Below are 19,221 nucleotides of genomic sequence, written 5' to 3' on the forward strand. Positions count from 1 at the left end.
CATGCGTGTGCTGATTATTGAAGATGAAGAAAAAACCGCTGACTACCTGCACCGCGGCTTGAGCGAACAGGGCTTTACCGTGGACCTGGCCCGCGACGGTATCGATGGCCTGCACATGGCCCTGGAAGGCGACTACGCCGTGATCGTGCTCGATGTGATGCTGCCCGGCCTGGACGGTTACGGCGTACTGCGCGCCCTGCGCGTGCGCAAGCAAACCCCGGTGATCATGCTCACCGCCCGCGAGCGCGTCGAAGACCGAATTCATGGCCTGCGCGAAGGCGCCGACGATTACCTCGGCAAGCCGTTTTCGTTCCTGGAACTGGTCGCCCGCCTGCAAGCCTTGACTCGCCGCAGCAGCAGCCAGGAGCCGGTGCAGATTCAGGTCGCGGACCTGTGGGTCGATTTGCTCAGCCGCAAGGCCAGTCGTGCCGGGCAACGCCTGGACCTGACCGCCAAGGAGTTTTCCCTGCTCAGCGTACTGGCCCGGCGGCACGGCGAAATTCTCTCCAAGACAGCCATCGCCGAGTTGGTCTGGGACATCAATTTCGACAGTGATGCCAACGTCGTCGAAGTAGCGATCAAGCGCCTGCGCGCCAAGCTTGACGGGCCATTCGAAACCAAACTGCTGCACACTATCCGAGGCATGGGCTATGTTCTGGAAAACCGTGCCGACTAACTCCATCGCCCTGCGCTTGAGCGCATTGTTCACCCTGGTGGCGCTCGGCGTGTTCCTGTTGATTGGCAGCGCCCTGTACAAGCAGGTCGATCGCAGCCTGGATTTGCTGCCGGCTGCGGAACTGGAGGCGCGCTTGAGTGTGCTGGAGTCATCGCTGACGCGTTACGACACCACCGAGCACTGGGCCAAGATCACCAACAAACTCAACCTGCTCAGCGAAGAAGATCGGCGGATTCGCTTCTGGGTGGTGAGCGGCCACAGCACGTTTGAATACGGTCACCCCGATGACAACCTCCGCGCCTTCGCCCTCGGGCCGCTGGGCATGCGCGACCTGCGCCTGGCCAACAACCCTTACCCGTACAAGGTACTGGTCAGCGAGCTGCCAGCCATGGGCGCGCGGCCGTCCATGCGCTTTTTAATCGCCATCGATACCGAAGCCTTCTGGCAGACTCAACACACCTTGCTGGTGGCCATCGTCAGCCTGTCGGTGTTCGGCGTACTGCTGGCCTCGGTGCTTGGCTACTGGGTCGCGAGGGTCGGGCTGAAGCCGCTGCGCACACTATCTGCCGAAGCGCAGAAACTTGCGCCACCGCGCCTCAGCGGACGCTTGCAGCTATCGGACCTGCCACCGGAAGTGGCGCAATTCGCCAGCGCCTTCAACTCCACCCTGGAACGGGTGGACCAATCCTATACCCGCCTTGAAGCGTTCAACGCCGACGTCGCCCATGAACTGCGTTCGCCGTTGACCAACCTGATCGGCCAGACCCAGGTGGCCCTGACCCGCGGGCGCAGTGCCGAGCACTACTTTGAAGTGCTGCAGTCCAACCTGGAAGAACTTGAACGCCTGCGCACTATCATCAACGACATGCTGTTCCTGGCCAGCGCCGATCAGGGCAGCAAGGCCACGGCCCTGACCTGCTCCTCGCTGGCCGAAGAAGTGGCCGCGACCCTCGACTACCTGGACTACATCCTTGAAGACGCACAAGTGCGTGTCGAGGTCAGTGGCGATGCCCAGGCGCACATCGAAAAGGCCCAACTGCGGCGGGCGCTGATCAACCTGTTGAACAACGCCGTACAGCACACCGCCGCCCGTCAAGTCATCCAGGTGCATATCAAGCAGCAGGACGGCCAGATCAGCATTGCCGTGAGCAACCCGGGGCCGGCGATTGACCAGGAACACCTGCCGATGCTGTTCGAACGTTTCTACCGGGTGGATGCTGCGCGCAGCAGTGGTGGTGGCAACCATGGCCTGGGCCTGGCCATCGTCAAGGCCATTGCCCTGATGCATGGCGGTAGCGTGTTTGTACGCAGCCAGGCCGGCGCCAATACCTTCGGGATTGTGCTGCCGGCTTGATCCAACTGCCACCCATTGGGTGGGCGCGGATTCATCCACGAAGGACTACGACGCAATCCTATCGCCGCGTTGACTATTGCTTTTAACGCAACAGTACTTCTCGAAAAAGTCACTGTTTCTTGCCTGTGTTTCCGACTAATTTAGTCGGACCTACTTAACACTTGCACCGCAAGAAGGCTGTTTCAAAATGTCCAACAGTATGGGTGTTGCCAGCGTATTCGTCCTGTCTTCCCTGTTATTGTCCCCTCTGGCCATGGCCGAGGAATCCCAGGCGTTCGTCGCTCGCAATGCACAACTTGCCGCCGTCCACGAGCAGGCTCGCGAGGCCTTCGCCGCCGAGCGTGACCAGTCGTCACAGCCCGCAGAACAGACCGCTTCCAAGGTTTCTTCGAGTGACGCAGCAGAGAGCTGATAGACCCCTCGTTTGTCTCTTTGACTCCCTTGGTAACCGCACAGGTGACTTGAGCGCCTGTGCGGTTGTCTTTCAAAGCCGCTAATGATCAGCGGCTTTTTTTTCGCGTGTCGAAAAGTGCCAGTCCGCGGGTGCGTTTGTTCATAACAAGATCACGATTCGCACAATAAAAAATTGCCTTACCGTCACCTCAAGGAGTCCACCCGGTGAACACTGCTTTACGCTTCACGCCCCTCTTCGTTGCACTGGCTGCAACGATCCCTTTCAACGCCCAGGCCGATGAGGAAAAAGCCGAAGGTTTTGTCGAAGGGTCCAGCCTTAACGTGCATTCACGCAATTACTACCTGAACCGCAACCAACTGAACCGCGGCGTGCGTGACAACCGGGAATGGGGACAAGGCTTTATCGGCAAGTTCGAGTCGGGTTACACCCAGGGCACGGTCGGCTTCGGCCTTGATGCCCATGCCATGCTCGGCCTGAAACTCGACGGCGGCGCCGGCACCTCCGGCAGCAGCATTCTACCGATCAATACCCAGGGCGATAACGAGCCGGGAAAAGCCCCTGATGCGTTTTCGACCGCTGGGGCAGCGCTAAAACTCAAGGCGTTCGATACCGAGCTCAAAGCCGGCGACTTATTCTTGACCAACCCGGTAATTGCCGGTGGCGAGTCGCGCATGCTGCCGCAGACCTTCCGTGGTGTAAGCCTGACCAACAACAGCTTCAAAGGGCTGATGCTCGAAGCCGGCCAGGCCAGTTTCACCAAGCCGTACAACCAGAGTGGCCACCGGCGCATCGACACCTTCTACGGGGCCTTGCCGGATGATCGCGAAAGCCGTCACCTGAACTGGGCCGGGATGGCCTGGAGCGGTGTACCGAACCTGACATCGAGCCTGTACGCCTCCGAGCTCAAGGATATCTGGAACCAGTACTACTTCGACCTCGACTACACCTATGAAGTGAATGACCTGCTGAGCCTCAACCCTGGCCTGCACTTCTATCACACCCAGGACACCGGCCAGGCGCTGCTTGGCAACATCGACAACAACACCTACAGCCTGCACTTCACCGTGAACATCGGCTACAACAGCCTTACTGCGGTGTACCAACGGGTCAACGGCAACACCCCGTTCGACTACATCAACCAGGGCGACAGCGTGTTCCTCGACAACTCGCAAATGTACTCGGACTTCAACGGCCCCAACGAGCGCTCGTGGAAGCTCAAGTATGCCTATGACTTCGCCGGCCAGGGCATTCCCGGGCTGACTTCGGCCGTCTCCTATTCACGCGGTGAGTTGGACCTGACCAAGGCTGACCCGAACAGCGTCGGCTATGGCGAACACTGGTACAACGCCGAAGGTCAAAACGCCCAGCACTGGGAGCGGGACTTCGACTTGCAGTACGTTTTCCAGCAAGGCAACCTCAAGGACCTTTCGGTGCTGCTGCGCTGGGCCAGCCATCGTGGCAGCCAGGGCTATTCGCAGATTGACAATGACGTCGACGAATACCGGGTAATCATCGACTACCCGCTGAACGTATTCTGATACGTTGCCCGCGCTAGAGCTGGCTCTGGCCAGCTCTAGCGCGGGCTGCCGAGCAAAGCGCTTGTCCGACAATCCTCAGCGCCCTAGAATATTGCCGCCGCGTAATCACGCCGCGACACTTTTGAAGGTCTTCGGCTGCTGCATCAATGACTTTGCCCTCTCGATCCAAGCGATCTGTTCTGTACAAGTCTCATCCGGAGCTGATCCTGAATCTGGGCAGTTGCCTGGCGGTGCTCGCCATTGTGAGTATTGTCAGCTACCTGGTGATGCGTGAGCGCAGCAACATCGAACAAAGCGCGGCCCGCTCGGCAAGCAACATTGTCGAACTGATCGAAAGCGACATCGTGCGCAATGTCGAACTCTACGACCTGTCGCTGCGCAGCTTGATATGGGCGGTGAAGCAGCCGCAGCTACGCGCCTTGTCGGCCGACATGCGCCAACAGCTGTACTTCAATCAGGCCTTTACCAACTCGGCACGGGGCGACATTCTCTGGCTCGACGCCCAGGGTAATGTGACGGCCGATTCCGCCAGCGTGATACCACGCCAAGCCAATTTCGCTGACAGCAAAGTGTTCCAGGCCCATCGTCAGAATGCAGACCTGGGACTGATTATCAGCCCACCGTTCAAGGCACGCCTGGGCAATCCGGACTGGTGCATCAGCTTCAGCCGTCGCATTGACGGCGCCAACGGGGAGTTTGCCGGCATTGCCGCCGGAGCCTTGCGCCTGTCGTACTTCACCGAGCTGTTCCGGCGCCTGGACATCGGCAATGAAAGCAGCATCAGCTTGATGAACACCGACGGCGTGCTGCTGGCCCGCCAATCAAAAGTCGCCGAAGACACGCTTGTTGGCATCAACTTCTCCGACCGCCCGAATTTTCAGCGCCTGCGCGCCGACGGCAGCGGCAGCTTTACCAGCTTCTCCGCACGCACCGGCCAATCCAGGCTCTACACCTTTGCACGGGTGGCCGACCTGCCACTGATCGTGGTGGTGGCGCGTTCCAGCAATGAGGTTTTCGAGTCGTGGCGACGCACGGTGATACTGGTCGGTGTTGCCACCGGGGTGCTGTGCATCGGCATTCTTTGGCTGACCTTGCTGCTGGGCCGCGAATTGCGTCGACGTCAAAGTGCCGAGCAGGACCTGGCGGAGTTGGCAGCAACCGACAGTCTCACCGGCCTTGCCAACCGGCGTCAGCTCGATCAGGTATTGCGCCGCGAATGGGCGCGCGCCCAGCGCAACCACCGGCCATTGGCGGTGTTGATGGTCGATGTGGACCACTTCAAGGCATTCAACGAACGTCATGGTCACCAAGGCGGGGATGAAGCCCTGCGCAAGGTTGCCGATGCGATTGCCCGCAGCATTCGCCGTCCGGCAGATCTGGCAGCCCGCTACGGTGGTGAGGAATTTCTGGTGGTGTTACCGGAAACCGAGCGCCAAGGCGCGCAGGTACTCGCAGAGCGCATACGCCGCAGCGTCGAGGCATTGCCGATGTTTGCCGAAGACACCCAACCGGTGACGGTGAGCATCGGTATTGGCTGCTACACGCCAGGCGCCCAGCAAGATCTGGCGACCTTACTGGGCAGTGCGGACGATGCGCTTTATTGTGCTAAACGCAACGGTCGCAATCGCGTTGAAACCGCAGATTAAGACTGCGCCCGAGCTCGGTCGCGCAGCGCCTTCACCTGATCATGGTTACGCTGCACACCGTGATACTGGCGCTCGACTATCGCATAGACTTCATTGCCAGGCACCATGTGCAACTTGCCAAGTTTTTCCAGCGCATCCTTGTAGGCTTTGAGGGCATGGTCCTCGCCGCGCTCGACTTCGTTGAGCACTGCTTCTTCGTCCTTGCCAGTTAGCGCCGACTTGATATTTACCCAGGTACGGTGCAGGTCACCACTCACGCTGGTAGAGGTTTCCGGATCGCCGCCCAAGGCTCGCACCTGATGCTGCAACTCCGAAGCGGCACTAGCGCATTCCCCTGCGCGCTGCAGGAAATAAGTTTTGAGCTCAGGATTCTTCACATCCTCAGCGGAGGTTTTGAAGCCTTTCTCACCATCTTTGCTGTACTCGATCAGTTCGTTGAGCACCGAGATAACATCTTTATCGGTATCGGTCATGACACTGCTCCTTTGCATGAGGGAAGATGCATAGAGATAGAGCAGTGTTCGTGCCAGTCTTGATAACAAAAATAAATCTATGTTTATCAAAGACTTATGATTAATTGAACTATCAGAACCCAAGCGTTCTGCATGAACTGGGCTTTGGCCTTCATGCAGATTGCATGTATGTTCGGGCCATCCCTTTGCAGAACTCCATGGCATGAATCCTGAAACGCTCAAACTGCTGGTTACCCGCGAAATGCCGTTCGGCAAATACAAAGGCCGGCTGATCGCCGACCTCCCCGGCCATTACCTGGCCTGGTTCGCTCGCCAGGGCTTTCCCAATGGCGAACTTGGCGGGCTGCTGGCGCTGATGCACGAGATCGACCACAACGGCCTGGGCGATCTGCTGGTGCCCCTGCGCCGCGCCCAGCGAACCTAGACCTTGACCGGTTGCACGGCCAATTCCACCCCTTCGCTGCGCTTGAGCACGGCATAGACCACCGCCGTGAGCAGGCTACCCGCCACAATTGCCAGCAAGTACAGCAAGGCATGGTTGATGGCATTGGGAATGAGCATGACGAACAACCCGCCATGCGGCGCCATCAGCTTGCAGCCGAAATACATTGACAACGCGCCAGTCAGTGCGCCCCCGGCGATGCTGGCTGGAATCACCCGCAGCGGATCTTTGGCGGCAAAGGGAATCGCCCCTTCCGAGATGAAGCACAAGCCCAACACAAAAGCCGCCTTGCCCGCTTCGCGTTCGCTCTGGGCGAACTTGCGCCGGGCAATGAAACTGGCAATGCCCAGGCCGATTGGCGGCACCATGCCGGCGGCCATGGTTGCCGCCATCGGTGCATAGCTCTGCGAGGCCAGCAGGCCGACCGAAAATGCATAGGCTGCCTTATTGATCGGGCCACCCAGATCGACACACATCATCCCGCCCAACAGCACGCCGAGCAGGATGGCATTAGTGGTGCCCATGCTGTCGAGAAAGTGCGTAAGGCCTTCGAGCATTCCCGCCACCGGTTTGCCAACCACATAGATCATCACAAGACCGGTGAACAAACTGGCCAGCAAGGGAATGATCAAAATCGGTTTGAGCGCATCCAGGCTGGTGGGTAAACGCACCCAGCGGCTGATGGCCTTAGCGCTGTAACCAGCCAGAAAGCCTGCGACGATGCCGCCGATAAAGCCGGCGCCGAGGGTGCTCGCCAGCAATCCACCGATCATGCCCGGCGCCAGCCCCGGACGGTCGGCAATCGAGTAGGCGATGTAGCCTGCCAGCAACGGCACCATGAGTTTGAAGGCCGCCTCACCGCCGATCTGCATCAACGCAGCGGGCAAGGTGCCGGGCTCTTTAAAGGCCTCGATGCCGAACACGAAGGACAAGGCGATCAACAAACCGCCCGCCACCACCATCGGCAGCATGAACGAAACCCCGGTGAGCAAATGCTTGTACACCCCGTTTTTTTCGCTGCGCCCAGCCGCACTATTGGCGCCTTGCGCCGCCGACTCCTCGCGGCCTTCGGCCAGGGCTTTGTTCAGCGTAGCCTGGGCCTGCTTCAAGGCCACGCCGGTGCCACAGCGATAAATACGCTTACCGGCAAAACGTTCGGTAGGTACCTCGATGTCTGCGGCCAACAACACCACATCTGCCTCGGCAATGGCAGCAGGCGGCAATGGGTTGCGCGCACCGACCGAGCCCTGAGTTTCCACCGTCAGTTGGTAACCCAGTTGCTGCGCCGCCTGTTGCAAGGCTTCAGCCGCCATGAAGGTGTGGGCCACGCCGGTTGGGCAGGCCGTGATGGCGACAATTTTTTTGTTGCGCTCGGCCGCCTCAGGCGGTGCATCGGCAAGCGGCTGGTAGGCCTCTGCCTGCTCCGCCGCCTGGCGAAGAAAGTGCTGAACATCGCTGAGCGCCTGAGCCGGGGTGCTTTGGAACAAGCGCTTTCCGGCAAAGCGTTGCAAATCCAACGGGCCACTGTTGACCACCAGCACCCAGTCTGCAGCAGCAATCACCGCTGCAGACAATTGCTGCTGCGGATTCTGTGGGTCATGCACTTCAACACTGGTGCTCCAGCCCAAACGCTGGGCAGCAGCTTCCAGTAGACGCGCACTGAGCACACTGGAAACCTGGCCGTTTGGGCAAGCGGTGACAATGGCAATGTTCATCTGCAACCCTCTTGTTGTGGCTGGCCCAAGCGCACGTCGCGCTCCAACTGCGCCAACTGGGTGCGGTCATTAATACCAAATCCGATCTGGGTCACCGCCTGGGCGGCAATCGCAGTGGCCAGGCGCAAGGTGTGTTCGGCAGTTGTGCTGCTGAGCAAGCCATGAACCATGCCCGCCAACAATGAATCACCGGCACCGACTGTGCTGGCCACCTTGACCGTTGGCGGCACCGCGGTAAGCGCCCCGCCTGCCTGGAACCAGTTGACCCCGTGTTCGCCCTGGGAAACCACAACATGCTCCACACCCTGGGCAAGCAGTTGACCGGCGGCTGCGTGTTGCTCGGCAAAAGAGTGCACGCTGCTGCCCAGCACTTCACCCAACTCATCGGTATTGGGCTTGACCAGCCAGGGCGCACTTTTCAGCCCTTCTCGCAAGGCTTCGCCGCTGCTGTCCAACGCCACCTTCAGGCCCATGGCCTTGAGCTGCGCGAGCAGGTGCTGCAGCCACTGCGGGCTGAGCCCACGCGGCAGGCTGCCTGCGACCACCACCGCGTCGTGACCGGGAGCAATGTGGTTGAGCTTGCTCAGCAATTGCTCACAGGCGTGGGCATCCACCTGCGGTCCCGGCCCGTTGATATCGGTGACACGACCGTCGGCTTCGACCAGCTTGATGTTGCACCGGGTTTCCCCCGGTACGCGAACAAAGCAGTCGGCAAAGCCACGCCGGGCGATCAGGCTTTCAAAAGGCTGAAGATTATCGGCCCCCAGAAAGCCGCCGACGGTAACGCTGTGGCCAAGGTCGGCCAGCACCTGCGCAACATTCAGGCCCTTGCCCGCCGCATGGCTGTGCTGGGCCTGGCTGCGGTTTACCACACCACTGTGCAGTGTCTCCAGGCTAACCGTGAGATCCAGCGCCGGGTTGAGGGTAAGGGTGAGTATCTTGGCCATTCAGTTTTTCTCCACCAACGCGCGTACGGCGCTGGCACTGCCCTGCAGCAGCGCTTGCTGGGCAAGCTGCCGGGCGTGTTCATAATTCAGTTCACGGACCTGGGCCTTGACCTCGGCAATGCTGCGCGCAGCAATGCTCAGTTCATCGACACCCAACCCCAACAACACTGCAACCGCCTGCGGGTCCGCCGCCAGCTCACCGCACACGCCCACCCACTTGCCATGGGCATGGGCGGCACGCACGGTGATGTCGATCAGTTGCAACACCGCCGGGTGCAAGCCATCGGCCTGGGCCGAAAGGCTGGGGTGACCACGGTCGATGGCCAGGGTGTATTGGGTCAGGTCGTTGGTACCAATGCTGAAGAAGTCCACCTCGCGGGCCAGCACTGGCGCCAGCAGCGCCGCCGATGGCACCTCGATCATGATGCCGACCTGCAAATCAGTGACGCTGATTTCTTCGCGCAGGCGATCGACCATCGCCTTGGCCTGTTGCCACTCTTCAAGCTGACCGACCATGGGAAACATGATACGTAGCGGACGATCATCAGCGGCGCGCAACAACGCCCGCAACTGGCTTTCCATCACCTGTGGGCGTTGCAGAGTAAGGCGAATACCGCGCACACCGAGAAACGGGTTCTCTTCCTTGGCAATCGGCCAATACGGCAACGGTTTGTCGCCGCCCACATCCAGGGTGCGCACCACCAGTGGCCGTCCCTTCAGCCCATCGAGCACCCGGCGGTACTCGGCCTCTTGCACCGCTTCATCCGGGGCTTGCTGGTGGGCCATGAAAATCAGTTCGGTGCGCAGCAGGCCGACGCCTTCGGCGCCGTGATCAACCACGGCATCAATACCTTTGCTATCGCCTATGTTGGCGAACACTTCGATGGCATGCCCATCGCGGGTGACTGCCGGCTCCAGGCGATGCTCTCGAGCCAGTTGCAAGCGCTGCTCGCGGCGTTCGCGTTCAGCCAGGGCGCGCTGCAACTCATCGGCGGGCGGCGCCACCTGCAGGCGCCCGCGCTGACCATCGAGCAACAACGTGGTGCCCGGAGCAATCAGCAACACCGCATCGCCAGCCCCGACCACCGCCGGAATGCCGAGCGCACGGGCGACAATCGCGCTATGGGCGGTGGCCCCACCACGCGCGGTAAGAATCGCGGCGACGCGGGTTGGGTCGAGACGGGCAACATCCGACGGTCCCACCTCCTCCATCACCAACACATAAGCTTGCTCTGGCACTGGCGCATCCGCTTCACCACAGAGCTGGGCCAACACCCGCCGACCAATGTCGCGCAGGTCGGCAGCCCGCTCGGCCAGCAAGGCATCGTGCAGGGCTTCCTGCTGACGCGCCGCCGCGTCGATCACGGCCATCCAGGCCGCTGGCGCACTCTCGCCTTGGCGCAGACGCTGATCGACTTCGTCGCTGAGTTCGGGGTCGGCAAGCATTTCCTGGTGGGTGATGAAAATTTCGCCAATGGCCTTGGCCTGGCTGCGCTGAATCAGCGCTTCGATCTCTGCATTGACCGTCGCCAGCGCCTGCTGCAAACGCTGGCGTTCAATTGGCAGCGACTCACCGCGCAGGGGATAGTCGAATTCACGCACGACCTGAATATGCGCCGGGCCACTGGCGATGCCGGGCGCAGCAGCCACGCCCTGAATCACCGCACCCGCCACAGGGGCGAGCAGTTCAGGTTCGGCCAGTGGCGCCGGCGCGGCTTCAACCACCGTCGCCAGCGCCTCGACCTCCTCACCCAAGCCTTCCTCAATAGCCGCCTGCAAAGCTGGCAGAGCATCGGCGGCGACACTGGGCTCGGCAATAATCTCCAGCACCTGACCACGTCGGGCGCCGAGGCTGAGCAACTTGCTCAGGCTCTTGGCCGACACGGCTGCCTGGCCGCTGTCGAGCACACGCAGGCGAATCTCGCCCTCAAAGGCTTTGGCCAATTGCGCCAGCACCTTGGCCGGACGCGCGTGCAAGCCATGGGCGTTGGCAAGGCCAATGCGTACGCTCGGCCAGTCGCCTGGCAACTCGCCCCCCAACACTTCCAGCACTGCACGGCTGCTGGTGGCACGGCCCAGTTCCTGACCGCGGCCTTCTATCAACAGCGAGCATAAACGCTCAAGCAACGCCTGATGCGCAGCGCCCAGGCTGGCCAGGCAAAACAGCCCCAGCAGCGGCTGGTCGCGATAACGCAGTGGTTGTTGTGGCGTAACAAACGCCAGCCCTGGCTGACGCACAGCCTGCTCGCTATGCAGCCACCACAAGCCCTCGCCCAGCGGCAGCGGCTCGACCTTGTGCAACACCCCGGCAAAGCTGCCGTTCACACATTCAGCGCGGTGCAACAAACGCGCAGCCCGCCAGACCAGTTCGTCAAAGTCTTCAGCGGGCACGCCCAGGCCAATCATTTGTGCATCCAGGGCCAGTTCCTGCGGGGCGCCTTGCAGCAACTTCAGCAGGGCCTCGGCGGAACTCGCCCGGCGCAACGCCTCGGCCAGATCGGTTTCACCCAGGGCACGGGTGAGCAGTTGCAGCAAACGCAGGTGTTCATCGGAGCGGGCGGCGATACCGATCGCCAGGTACACCCGATGACCATCACCCCAGTCCACGCCGTCGGGAAACTGCAACAGGCGCACACCCGTGGTAAAAACCTGGTCGCGGGTTTGCGGGGTGCCGTGGGGAATCGCAATACCTTGGCCAAGAAAGGTCGAGCCCTGCGCCTCGCGGGCTTGCAGGCCCGCCAGGTAGCCCTCGGCAACCAGGCCGTCACGGACCAGGTGCTCGGCCAGAAGCTGCAGCGCCGCCGACTTATCCACAGCCGTCTGGCCCATGGATATCTGCTCCACAGTGAGCTCGAGCATGACCTTCTCCTTTACAGCACCAAGTGGGTGCTGAGGTATTGTTGTGAATTTTTCAGCATAGGGCCAGTTGCTCGCGGCCCACGGCAGGCGGTGGTTCGGCAGAAAAATCGCCTGCTGAAACGTTTAATCTGTAATTGTGAGCACGTTACTCGATAATCTTCGATCAATGAAGCCCCATCTTGTCGGACAATTGCGACAATGGTCGTCTGCGCCGTGAACACAGGATCGGCGACAATTCCCGGTCAGGCTGTGCAAGCAGCCCCGGTATAACAAGGAATTTGCGGTGAAACTCAGCGATATAGCCCGTCTGGCCGGTGTGTCCGTAACCACTGCCAGCTATGTCATCAATGGCAAGGCCGAACAGCAACGTATCAGCAACAGTACGGTAGAGCGCGTGCGCGCGGTGGTTGAGGCCCATGGCTTCACGCCTAACCCGCAGGCGGCAGGCTTGCGTAGCCGTCACACCAAGACCCTGGGGTTCATCCTCCCGGACCTGGAAAACCCCAGCTACGCACGCATTGCCAAGCAACTGGAACAAGGTGCGCGGGCCAAGGGTTATCAACTGCTGATTGCCAGCAGCGACGACCAGCCAGACAGCGAGCGCCAGTTGCAGCAGCTGTTTCGCGCCCGTCGCTGCGATGCACTGTTCGTTGCCAGCTGCCTGCCGGCTGGCGACGACAGCTATCGCCAGTTGCAGGCCAAGGGCCTGCCGATTATCGCCATCGACCGTGGCCTGGACCCGGAGCACTTCTGCTCGGTGGTCAGCGATGACCGCAACGCCAGCCTGCAACTGACCCGCAGCCTGCTCGCCAGCAAGCCGGCGCACATTGCCCTGATTGGCGCCCGCCCGGAACTGAGCGTCAGCCAGGCACGCGCAGGCGGCTTCGATGAAGCCTTGCAAGGCTTCAACGGCAACGTCAGCCATTACCAAGGCGAAGCCTTCAGCCGCGAATGCGGCCAACGCCTGATGAACCAATTGCTCAGCGAGCTGGGCGGCTTGCCCGATGCCCTGATCACCACCTCCTACGTGCTGCTGCAAGGCGTGTTCGACGTACTGCAAACGCGTCCGGCCGACTCGCGCAGCCTGCAACTGGGCACCTTTGGTGACAACCAGTTGCTCGACTTCCTGCCGCTGCCGGTCAACGCCATGGCCCAACAGCATGGGGTAATGGCTGAAACTGCACTGAAACTGGCCCTGGCCGCCGTGGAAGAAAAACAATACGAACCCGGCGTGCATGCCGTAAGTCGAACCTTCAAACAACGAATCATCAAGGCCTGACCATGCGCCTGATCGACACCCACACTCATCTGGATTTTCCAGACTTCGACCCTGACCGTACGGCGCTGTTGGCCAAGGCCAGGGCCGTGGGTGTCGAACGCATGGTGGTGCTGGGCGTGTACCAGGACAACTGGCAGCGGGTGTGGGAACTGGTCAGCAGCGACCCCAACCTGTTCGCCGCTTTCGGCCTGCACCCGGTGTACCTCGAGCAGCATCGCCCGCAACACTTGCAGGAGCTGGGCGACTGGTTGAACCGGCTGCGTGGCGAGCGCCAACTGTGCGCCGTGGGCGAATTTGGCCTGGACTACTACCTGCCCGAGCTTGATCGCGAGCGCCAGCAACATTGGTTTGAAGCGCAACTGCAACTGGCCGTCGACTTCAACCTGCCCGCCCTGCTTCACGTGCGGCGCAGTCATGCTGCGGTGATTGCCACCCTCAAACGCTACAAACTCCAGCGCGGCGGCATCATCCATGCGTTTGCCGGCAGCGTAGAAGAGGCCCGCGAATACCACAAGCTTGGCTTCAAACTGGGCCTGGGCGGCGCCGCAACCTGGCCGCAAGCCTTGCGCCTGCACAAAGTACTGCCGCAACTGGCGCTGGAAAGCCTGGTACTGGAGACCGACGCCCCGGACATGGCCCCGGCAATGTTCGCCGGCCTACGCAACAGCCCGGAGCATTTGCCACACATCGCCGAGGCACTGGCGCAAATAATCGGCATTACGCCGGAGCGCTTGGCCGAGGTGAGCACGCGCAATGCGTGTGAGTTGTTTGGTTGGACGCAAGTCGTCTGACGCAAGGCTCTCACTTAGGCGCTGGCTTTTCGTGACGCTGGCCGGGCACCGCGCTTCTTGATAATCACCTGCTCTTGCGCGCCTTGGATCGGGGCACTGATGATTGCGCCTAAGGTCATCCTCATGCCGAAGATGCGCAAAATGCCATTGAGCGTATTGATCGTGGGATTACCCCTGTCAGTTTCCAACTGATAAAGCGCTTTCGTCGACATTTTGCACATAGTGGCAAAAGTCGCCTGATCGAGCCCGGTCACCTCGACGCGCAAGCGACGAATCGAAATCCCCAGGGTTTCCCGGCCGGTTATATTCTGCTGCGTGATGTCCTCAATCAGCCTCTGGCGTTCTTCGATCGAGATGGTTTTCATCGCAGCCCCCATTCACCTAAACGGACATCCAAATTGTTCAAAGGAATTGACTGCGCGGTACGTACACTCTCCGGCATCTCGCTGAGCAGACCAGGAAGCGCACGGAAATCCTCAGCTGCACGCCTTAATCGGCTCATCAGGTAATTCGAGTCGAGCAGGCCATCAAATGAGGCGCACACAGAGTGCCAATCAGGGGCGCCAGCGCGCTCACTCTGCCACTTTGTTACTCGAGTAACGCCTTCAGGATCAAGCACCATCGGTGCCAGGTCATAGATAGGTGCCAGTTGCAGCCGACCCTTGTGATGAAAGATCGATGTATTGCGGCCATGGTTGTCAGAGTTGCCCAAAATTCGGTTGAGCAGATCGCGACGTACGTATTCGAAAACAAGGTCTTCGATCTCATCAGCTTGCTGATTGGCTTTCCACAACTGGCACAGGCGCTTTATCACGTTTTCATGCCTCATAGCAGAGCCAGGCACGGTATTTGCGCACACTGAATAGATCGACTCCATTGCGATGCGCTCTACCTTGCCGTCCTCTACACATCTATCGAAGCGCGGCATCCAAAGACTCGGTTTCTCGGCTTCCTCCAGCGCCAACCCATTGGTTGAGACGGTATCAAGGCCCAGTGCCGCAATCGCCCGATAATAATGGAACTCGGCACGCAGGATGTCTCTGTCGCGCTCGGTGACTTTGTTGCGAGCGAACTTCACCAGCCAGTGACGATAAGCCTGGTTGTCTGCGAGCACTGCATCAGCGTGAAAACCGCCATCCACATCCTCGGTCATGAGCAACTTCGGCGCCTCTCCCTGAGCACCCGTTGCACCGCCCATTGCCGCACCTAGTTCATACGCGTATTCGAGAAAATCGTTGGATCGCTCTACGACGTTTTGCCGAGCAAAGGCTATGTCTCTGGCAGAGTCGATCAGTTCGGCCGACTCTTTGATCCGTAAATGGCCAATGGGCGCCGGCGTGCACCGTTTGAACAGGAACAACTCCATGTCCATTCCCTCAGGCTTCTCGTGCCCGAAACGCGCTTCGAGGGATCTGCGCGCCGCACCGGCGGGGACGATGTCATAGACAAATGCCGGATAGCCGACGGTGTCCGTGTTCGTCCAGCTCAACGGTAGATTCACACTTACCGCGGGCTCGAAAATGGACTCAATGCTTTCGATGAACGCCAGCAAATAGCCTTGGTCATAGGCAGCGGAGAAGCGCCCTTCAGCCACATGCGTACCATTTTGAGCGGTAAGAATCAAAGCGTCATGCCATCGTCCCTCTACGTAGGTTTGTAGAGTAAGTTGCTCTGCCATGACGCCCTCGAAAGTCGGTACTTTAGTACTGCTTAATATAGTGCACCGGCCGTTAGTCGGCAATAAAGTTCTTATTACCTCTATTTTCAATACATAATAGGTAATTTAGTGCTGATTACTAGGATTAACGTGCTCTGCTATCTGGCGTGAAGCGGCAGCAACGCCTGGCTTTACGTTGAGCCAGCAACATTGCCGCGAGGCACGCCCACCACTGCCGGTGCAACGTGGTTTCGTACGATCGTATGAGCACCCGGTACTAATTCCTAAAAGCGTCTAATTGTCGCACCGCATGCCCCCGTTGACACTGGCCCCCATTCCACTAGCCAGGGGCTCACAATGAAACTAACGCTTACCCCTCCGCTGAAACCCAGCCACTGGATGTCAGCCACCGATCTGCTCGCCAACAGTACAGTCCCCCTCACCGGCAACCATGACGCGGATGTGGTGATTATCGGCGGTGGTTTTGTCGGGCTGTGGACGGCCATGACCATCAAAGAGCTTGAACCGGACGCCCGCGTCATGGTGCTCGAGCAACATGTGTGCGGCGGTGGCGCTTCCGGGCGCAATGGTGGTTTCGTCATGTCATGGTGGCCGAAGATCGGCACCTTGCGCGGCTTCTGCAACGAAGAGCAAGCTTTGTTCCTCGGCAACAAAGCTGAGCAAGCGATCACAGAGCTGGGTGAGTTCTGCAAACGCCACGGCATCAACGCCCATTTTCAGCAAAGCGGTTGGTTATGGACGGCAACTACTTCGCAGCATATCGACACCTGGAACGGCACCCTCGCAGCCTGCGAACGCTTGGGCGTGCAGCCTTTCGAGCGGCTTGATGCCAAGGAAGTAGCGCAACGCACCGGGTCAGCGGTACACCTGGCCGGTGTATTCGAGCGCAGCAATGCCACGGTACAGCCCGCGCTGCTGGTCGAAGGCATGCGCCGCGTAGCGTTGACCATGGGGGTCGAGATTCACGAAGGCACGGGCGTGAGTGACATTGAACCTGGCCAACCCGCCTTGGTGAAAACCGCCCAGGCTAACCTGCGGGCCCGCTCTGTGGTGCTGGCCGTCAACGCCTGGGCGGCAACGATCCCGGCACTGGCGAAGCTGATTGTGCCGGTCAACAGCTCCATCGTGACCACCGACGCGATGCCACAGCGTTTGGCCGACATCGGCTGGACCGGTGGCGAGGCCATCACCGACTCACAACTGATGGTGGATTACTACCGCACCACCCGCGACGGCCGTATCGCCTTCGGCAAAGGCACCGGCGCTCTGAGTTTCGGTTCAAAAATTGGCGAAGTGTTCAGCGAAGATGCCGCCAGCCTGGCGCTGACCGAGGCCGACCTGCGCCGCACCTACCCCATGCTCGGTAAAGCATCGATTGCCGCGCAATGGTCCGGCCCGATCGACAGAACATACGACAGCTTGCCGGTGTTCGGGCGCTTGAACGCCCACCACAACATTCATTACGGCATTGGCTGGAGCGGTAACGGTGTCGGCCCCAGTCGCCTGGGTGGGCGCATTCTGGCAAGCCTGGCCCTCGGCCGTGCAGACGCGTGGAGCAATTGCCCGCTGGTTGAGCGCAACTGCCGCACCTTTCCGCCCGAGCCTATCCGCTACTGGGGCGGCTCGTTGGTGCGCAACGCCGTCATCCGCAAAGAACGTTCGGAACTGGCCGGCGCTGCGCCTGCCGCCCTGGACCGCTTTCTGGCCAGCCTTGCGCCGGCCGGACTCGAAGACAAAGCCTGAGGATTTCAATCATGTCGATCGTTCGTATTGCCACTCATGCCCCGCTGACCTTTGGCGACGCAACCGCCCTCGGCGACCCGCTGCACTCACCCGTTGCCCAGGCCCGTACCGCAGCGCACCAGCAACTGCCCGACGGGCGCGGCACCACGGGGGTTTGGGAATGCAGCCCGGGCAGCTTCCGCCGCCAGGTAGCACAGGCCGAATACAGCTACATCGTTAGCGGCAGTGGCCGCTTCGCACCCGATCAAGGCGAGCCGGTGGCCTTTAGCGCCGGAGACGCCTTGTACTTCCCTGCCAATACCCAAGGCACCTGGACCATTGAGCAAACTGTTCGCAAAACCTACGTGATTCTTGAGTGAGCTGTTGACCGGCCACGCTTCCCACATACAAAACGAGGTAACAATAAGTGGGTGTACAACAACCTATCGAAGCGCCTTCGGGACTGAAGGCCCACGCCCTTGGGCGAATGGAAACCATCGGCATCATCATCGGCACGAACATCGGCGCCGGCGTGCTGAGCATGGCCTTCGCCGCGCGCAAGGTCGGCTACATACCCTTGCTGGCGTGCCTGGCCATCACCTGCCTGTTTTGCATTATCACCATGCTCTACGTGGCCGAAACCTGCCTGCGCACCCGTGAAAACAAACAACTGAGCGGCCTGTCGCGCAAATACCTCGGGCCGTTCGGCGGCTGGCTGATTTTTATTGCCGTGGCCGCCAATAGCTATGGCGCGCTGATCGCCTACATGACCGGCAGCGGCAATATCCTTACCGACTTCTTCGGCCAGTTCGGCCTGAGTCGGCAGATGGGCAGCCTGATCTTCTTTGTGCCCTCAGCCCTGGTGCTGTACCTGGGCCTCAAAGCCCTGGGGGTGGCGGAAAAGCTGATCAGCGCCGGCATGGTGATGATCGTCTGCCTGCTGATTGGCGCGACGGTAATGCATGAAGACACGCAACTCATGCACCTGTGGCAAAGCCAGTGGCAGTACGTGGTACCGGTGTTCAACCTGGCGGTCTTTGTATTCGGTGCGCAGTTCCTGGTACCCGAACTTGTGCGCGGTAACCTCGACACCCCCAAGCGCCTGCCACGCCTGATTATCGGCGGCATGCTGCTGACCTTCGTGCTGGTGGCCGCTATCCCGGCGTCGGTCATTGCCCTGGTGGGCACTGAAAACCTCAGCGAGGTTGCCACCCTCAGTTGGGGCCGTTCGTTGGGCCAGTGGGCCTACTACGTTGCCAACACCTTCGCCCTGTTGGCCATGCTCACCTCGTATTGGGGCCTGGGCGGATGCCTGTTCACCAACATCTTCGATCACTTCCGTCTAGGTGACGAAAGCCATCGCGGCAAACGCCTGATGGTGCTGGCGGTGGTGGCGATTCCACCCTTCATCCTTGCCTATTCGGGTGTCAGCGGCTTCGTCAATGCGTTGTACTTCGCCGGTACCTTCGGCGGCGTGTTGATGGGCATCATTCCGGTACTGCTGCTCAATGCCGCACGCAAGCATGGCGATAAAGAACCTGCGTTCAAATGTGGCTGGTATGCTCATCCAATCATTCAGGCCGGCATCATCGTAATCTTCGCCTTTAGCGGCGTGTATGCGGTGCTGTCCGCCATCGGAATGCTACCTTCCAGCTGGTGATGACGCGACACACGGGCCGGATGATC

17 protein-coding genes are annotated in these 19,221 nt (G+C 60.2%); 11 read left to right on the forward strand and 6 right to left on the reverse strand.

Features of this window, described 5'->3' with window-relative positions; genetic code table 11:
* Window position 1 precedes the first annotated feature (1 nt).
* The 5 genes from V0R60_RS16740 (at window position 2) to V0R60_RS16760 (ending at window position 5,629) form a co-directional block, all read left to right on the forward strand.
* Window positions 2-676 (forward strand): heavy metal response regulator transcription factor, encoded by a 675-nt coding sequence (locus V0R60_RS16740; protein ID WP_136474598.1) that lies wholly within the window; start codon window positions 2-4, stop codon window positions 674-676.
* A complete protein-coding gene (locus V0R60_RS16745; protein ID WP_330080079.1) occupies window positions 651-2,030 on the forward strand; it encodes a heavy metal sensor histidine kinase in 1,380 nt (459 codons plus the stop codon). Before V0R60_RS16740 ends, V0R60_RS16745 begins: the two co-directional genes overlap by 26 nt.
* 187 nt (window positions 2,031-2,217) lie before the next feature.
* Window positions 2,218-2,442 (forward strand): hypothetical protein, encoded by a 225-nt coding sequence (locus V0R60_RS16750; protein ID WP_136474596.1) that lies wholly within the window; start codon window positions 2,218-2,220, stop codon window positions 2,440-2,442.
* A gap of 206 nt (window positions 2,443-2,648) precedes the next feature.
* The gene (locus V0R60_RS16755; RefSeq protein ID WP_330080078.1) at window positions 2,649-3,983 is read left to right on the forward strand and encodes an OprD family porin; all 1,335 of its coding nucleotides are present in this window, start codon (window positions 2,649-2,651) and stop codon (window positions 3,981-3,983) included.
* A 152-nt stretch (window positions 3,984-4,135) separates the two neighbouring features.
* Entirely contained in the window at window positions 4,136-5,629 is a 1,494-nt protein-coding gene (locus V0R60_RS16760; protein WP_330080134.1) for a GGDEF domain-containing protein, read from the forward strand.
* Here the strand turns inward: V0R60_RS16760 and V0R60_RS16765 are convergent.
* Window positions 5,626-6,102 (reverse strand): ferritin-like domain-containing protein, encoded by a 477-nt coding sequence (locus V0R60_RS16765; protein WP_330080077.1) that lies wholly within the window; start codon window positions 6,100-6,102, stop codon window positions 5,626-5,628. The genes V0R60_RS16760 and V0R60_RS16765 overlap by 4 nt on opposite strands.
* Before the next feature lie 202 nt (window positions 6,103-6,304).
* Here V0R60_RS16765 and V0R60_RS16770 point away from each other — a divergent pair, with 202 nt between their 5' ends.
* Entirely contained in the window at window positions 6,305-6,526 is a 222-nt protein-coding gene (locus V0R60_RS16770) for a DUF3820 family protein (RefSeq protein WP_136474593.1), read from the forward strand.
* Here the strand turns inward: V0R60_RS16770 and V0R60_RS16775 are convergent.
* Genes V0R60_RS16775 through ptsP form a run of 3 tightly spaced genes read right to left on the reverse strand, consistent with a single transcriptional unit; the run spans window position 6,523 to window position 12,065 of the window.
* Entirely contained in the window at window positions 6,523-8,259 is a 1,737-nt protein-coding gene (locus V0R60_RS16775) for a PTS fructose-like transporter subunit IIB (RefSeq protein WP_330080076.1), read from the reverse strand. The genes V0R60_RS16770 and V0R60_RS16775 overlap by 4 nt on opposite strands.
* Window positions 8,256-9,206 carry a 1-phosphofructokinase gene (gene pfkB, locus V0R60_RS16780; RefSeq protein ID WP_330080075.1) on the reverse strand — a complete coding sequence of 317 codons (951 nt, stop codon included), beginning with the start codon at window positions 9,204-9,206 and terminating at the stop codon, window positions 8,256-8,258. The genes V0R60_RS16775 and pfkB overlap by 4 nt, the downstream gene beginning before the upstream one ends.
* On the reverse strand, window positions 9,207-12,065 hold the full coding sequence (gene ptsP / locus V0R60_RS16785; protein ID WP_330080074.1) for a phosphoenolpyruvate--protein phosphotransferase: 2,859 nt from the start codon (window positions 12,063-12,065) through the stop codon (window positions 9,207-9,209).
* Between the two features lie 283 nt (window positions 12,066-12,348).
* Here ptsP and cra point away from each other — a divergent pair, with 283 nt between their 5' ends.
* Complete coding sequence (cra, locus tag V0R60_RS16790; protein ID WP_330080073.1) at window positions 12,349-13,344, forward strand: catabolite repressor/activator; 996 nt, start codon at window positions 12,349-12,351, stop codon at window positions 13,342-13,344.
* Between the two features lie 2 nt (window positions 13,345-13,346).
* A complete protein-coding gene (locus V0R60_RS16795) occupies window positions 13,347-14,135 on the forward strand; it encodes a TatD family hydrolase (RefSeq protein WP_330080072.1) in 789 nt (262 codons plus the stop codon).
* A gap of 14 nt (window positions 14,136-14,149) precedes the next feature.
* Here V0R60_RS16795 and V0R60_RS16800 read toward each other — a convergent pair whose 3' ends face one another.
* The gene (locus V0R60_RS16800) at window positions 14,150-14,500 is read right to left on the reverse strand and encodes a helix-turn-helix domain-containing protein (protein WP_136474587.1); all 351 of its coding nucleotides are present in this window, start codon (window positions 14,498-14,500) and stop codon (window positions 14,150-14,152) included.
* On the reverse strand, window positions 14,497-15,813 hold the full coding sequence (locus tag V0R60_RS16805) for a type II toxin-antitoxin system HipA family toxin (protein WP_330080071.1): 1,317 nt from the start codon (window positions 15,811-15,813) through the stop codon (window positions 14,497-14,499). Before V0R60_RS16805 ends, V0R60_RS16800 begins: the two co-directional genes overlap by 4 nt.
* 336 nt (window positions 15,814-16,149) lie before the next feature.
* On the opposite strand from V0R60_RS16805, the gene V0R60_RS16810 reads away from it, so the two are divergent.
* The 3 genes from V0R60_RS16810 to V0R60_RS16820 all read left to right on the forward strand — a co-directional run bounded on the left by V0R60_RS16810 (window position 16,150) and on the right by V0R60_RS16820 (window position 19,195).
* Complete coding sequence (locus V0R60_RS16810; RefSeq protein WP_330080070.1) at window positions 16,150-17,556, forward strand: NAD(P)/FAD-dependent oxidoreductase; 1,407 nt, start codon at window positions 16,150-16,152, stop codon at window positions 17,554-17,556.
* A gap of 11 nt (window positions 17,557-17,567) precedes the next feature.
* Window positions 17,568-17,915 (forward strand): cupin domain-containing protein, encoded by a 348-nt coding sequence (locus tag V0R60_RS16815; RefSeq protein WP_330080069.1) that lies wholly within the window; start codon window positions 17,568-17,570, stop codon window positions 17,913-17,915.
* A 107-nt stretch (window positions 17,916-18,022) separates the two neighbouring features.
* The gene (locus tag V0R60_RS16820; RefSeq protein WP_371922305.1) at window positions 18,023-19,195 is read left to right on the forward strand and encodes an aromatic amino acid transport family protein; all 1,173 of its coding nucleotides are present in this window, start codon (window positions 18,023-18,025) and stop codon (window positions 19,193-19,195) included.
* Window positions 19,196-19,221: the final 26 nt, after the last annotated feature.

The sequence above is a fragment of the Pseudomonas auratipiscis genome, assembly GCF_036324085.1.
Taxonomy (GTDB): Bacteria; Pseudomonadota; Gammaproteobacteria; order Pseudomonadales; family Pseudomonadaceae; genus Aquipseudomonas; species Aquipseudomonas auratipiscis.

What these genes read in the sequence shown, in the direction of transcription:
- V0R60_RS16800 (WP_136474587.1), bottom strand. Translation starts at nt 14,500, where the DNA reads ATGAAAACCATCTCGATCGAAGAACGCCAGAGGCTGATTGAGGACATC.
- V0R60_RS16775 (WP_330080076.1), bottom strand. Translation starts at nt 8,259, where the DNA reads ATGAACATTGCCATTGTCACCGCTTGCCCAAACGGCCAGGTTTCCAGT.
- V0R60_RS16795 (WP_330080072.1), top strand. Translation starts at nt 13,347, where the DNA reads ATGCGCCTGATCGACACCCACACTCATCTGGATTTTCCAGACTTCGAC.
- ptsP (WP_330080074.1), bottom strand. Translation starts at nt 12,065, where the DNA reads ATGCTCGAGCTCACTGTGGAGCAGATATCCATGGGCCAGACGGCTGTG.
- V0R60_RS16815 (WP_330080069.1), top strand. Translation starts at nt 17,568, where the DNA reads ATGTCGATCGTTCGTATTGCCACTCATGCCCCGCTGACCTTTGGCGAC.
- V0R60_RS16750 (WP_136474596.1), top strand. Translation starts at nt 2,218, where the DNA reads ATGTCCAACAGTATGGGTGTTGCCAGCGTATTCGTCCTGTCTTCCCTG.
- V0R60_RS16805 (WP_330080071.1), bottom strand. Translation starts at nt 15,813, where the DNA reads ATGGCAGAGCAACTTACTCTACAAACCTACGTAGAGGGACGATGGCAT.
- V0R60_RS16770 (WP_136474593.1), top strand. Translation starts at nt 6,305, where the DNA reads ATGAATCCTGAAACGCTCAAACTGCTGGTTACCCGCGAAATGCCGTTC.
- V0R60_RS16745 (WP_330080079.1), top strand. Translation starts at nt 651, where the DNA reads ATGTTCTGGAAAACCGTGCCGACTAACTCCATCGCCCTGCGCTTGAGC.
- V0R60_RS16740 (WP_136474598.1), top strand. Translation starts at nt 2, where the DNA reads ATGCGTGTGCTGATTATTGAAGATGAAGAAAAAACCGCTGACTACCTG.
- V0R60_RS16765 (WP_330080077.1), bottom strand. Translation starts at nt 6,102, where the DNA reads ATGACCGATACCGATAAAGATGTTATCTCGGTGCTCAACGAACTGATC.
- V0R60_RS16810 (WP_330080070.1), top strand. Translation starts at nt 16,150, where the DNA reads ATGAAACTAACGCTTACCCCTCCGCTGAAACCCAGCCACTGGATGTCA.
- pfkB (WP_330080075.1), bottom strand. Translation starts at nt 9,206, where the DNA reads ATGGCCAAGATACTCACCCTTACCCTCAACCCGGCGCTGGATCTCACG.
- V0R60_RS16820 (WP_371922305.1), top strand. Translation starts at nt 18,023, where the DNA reads ATGGAAACCATCGGCATCATCATCGGCACGAACATCGGCGCCGGCGTG.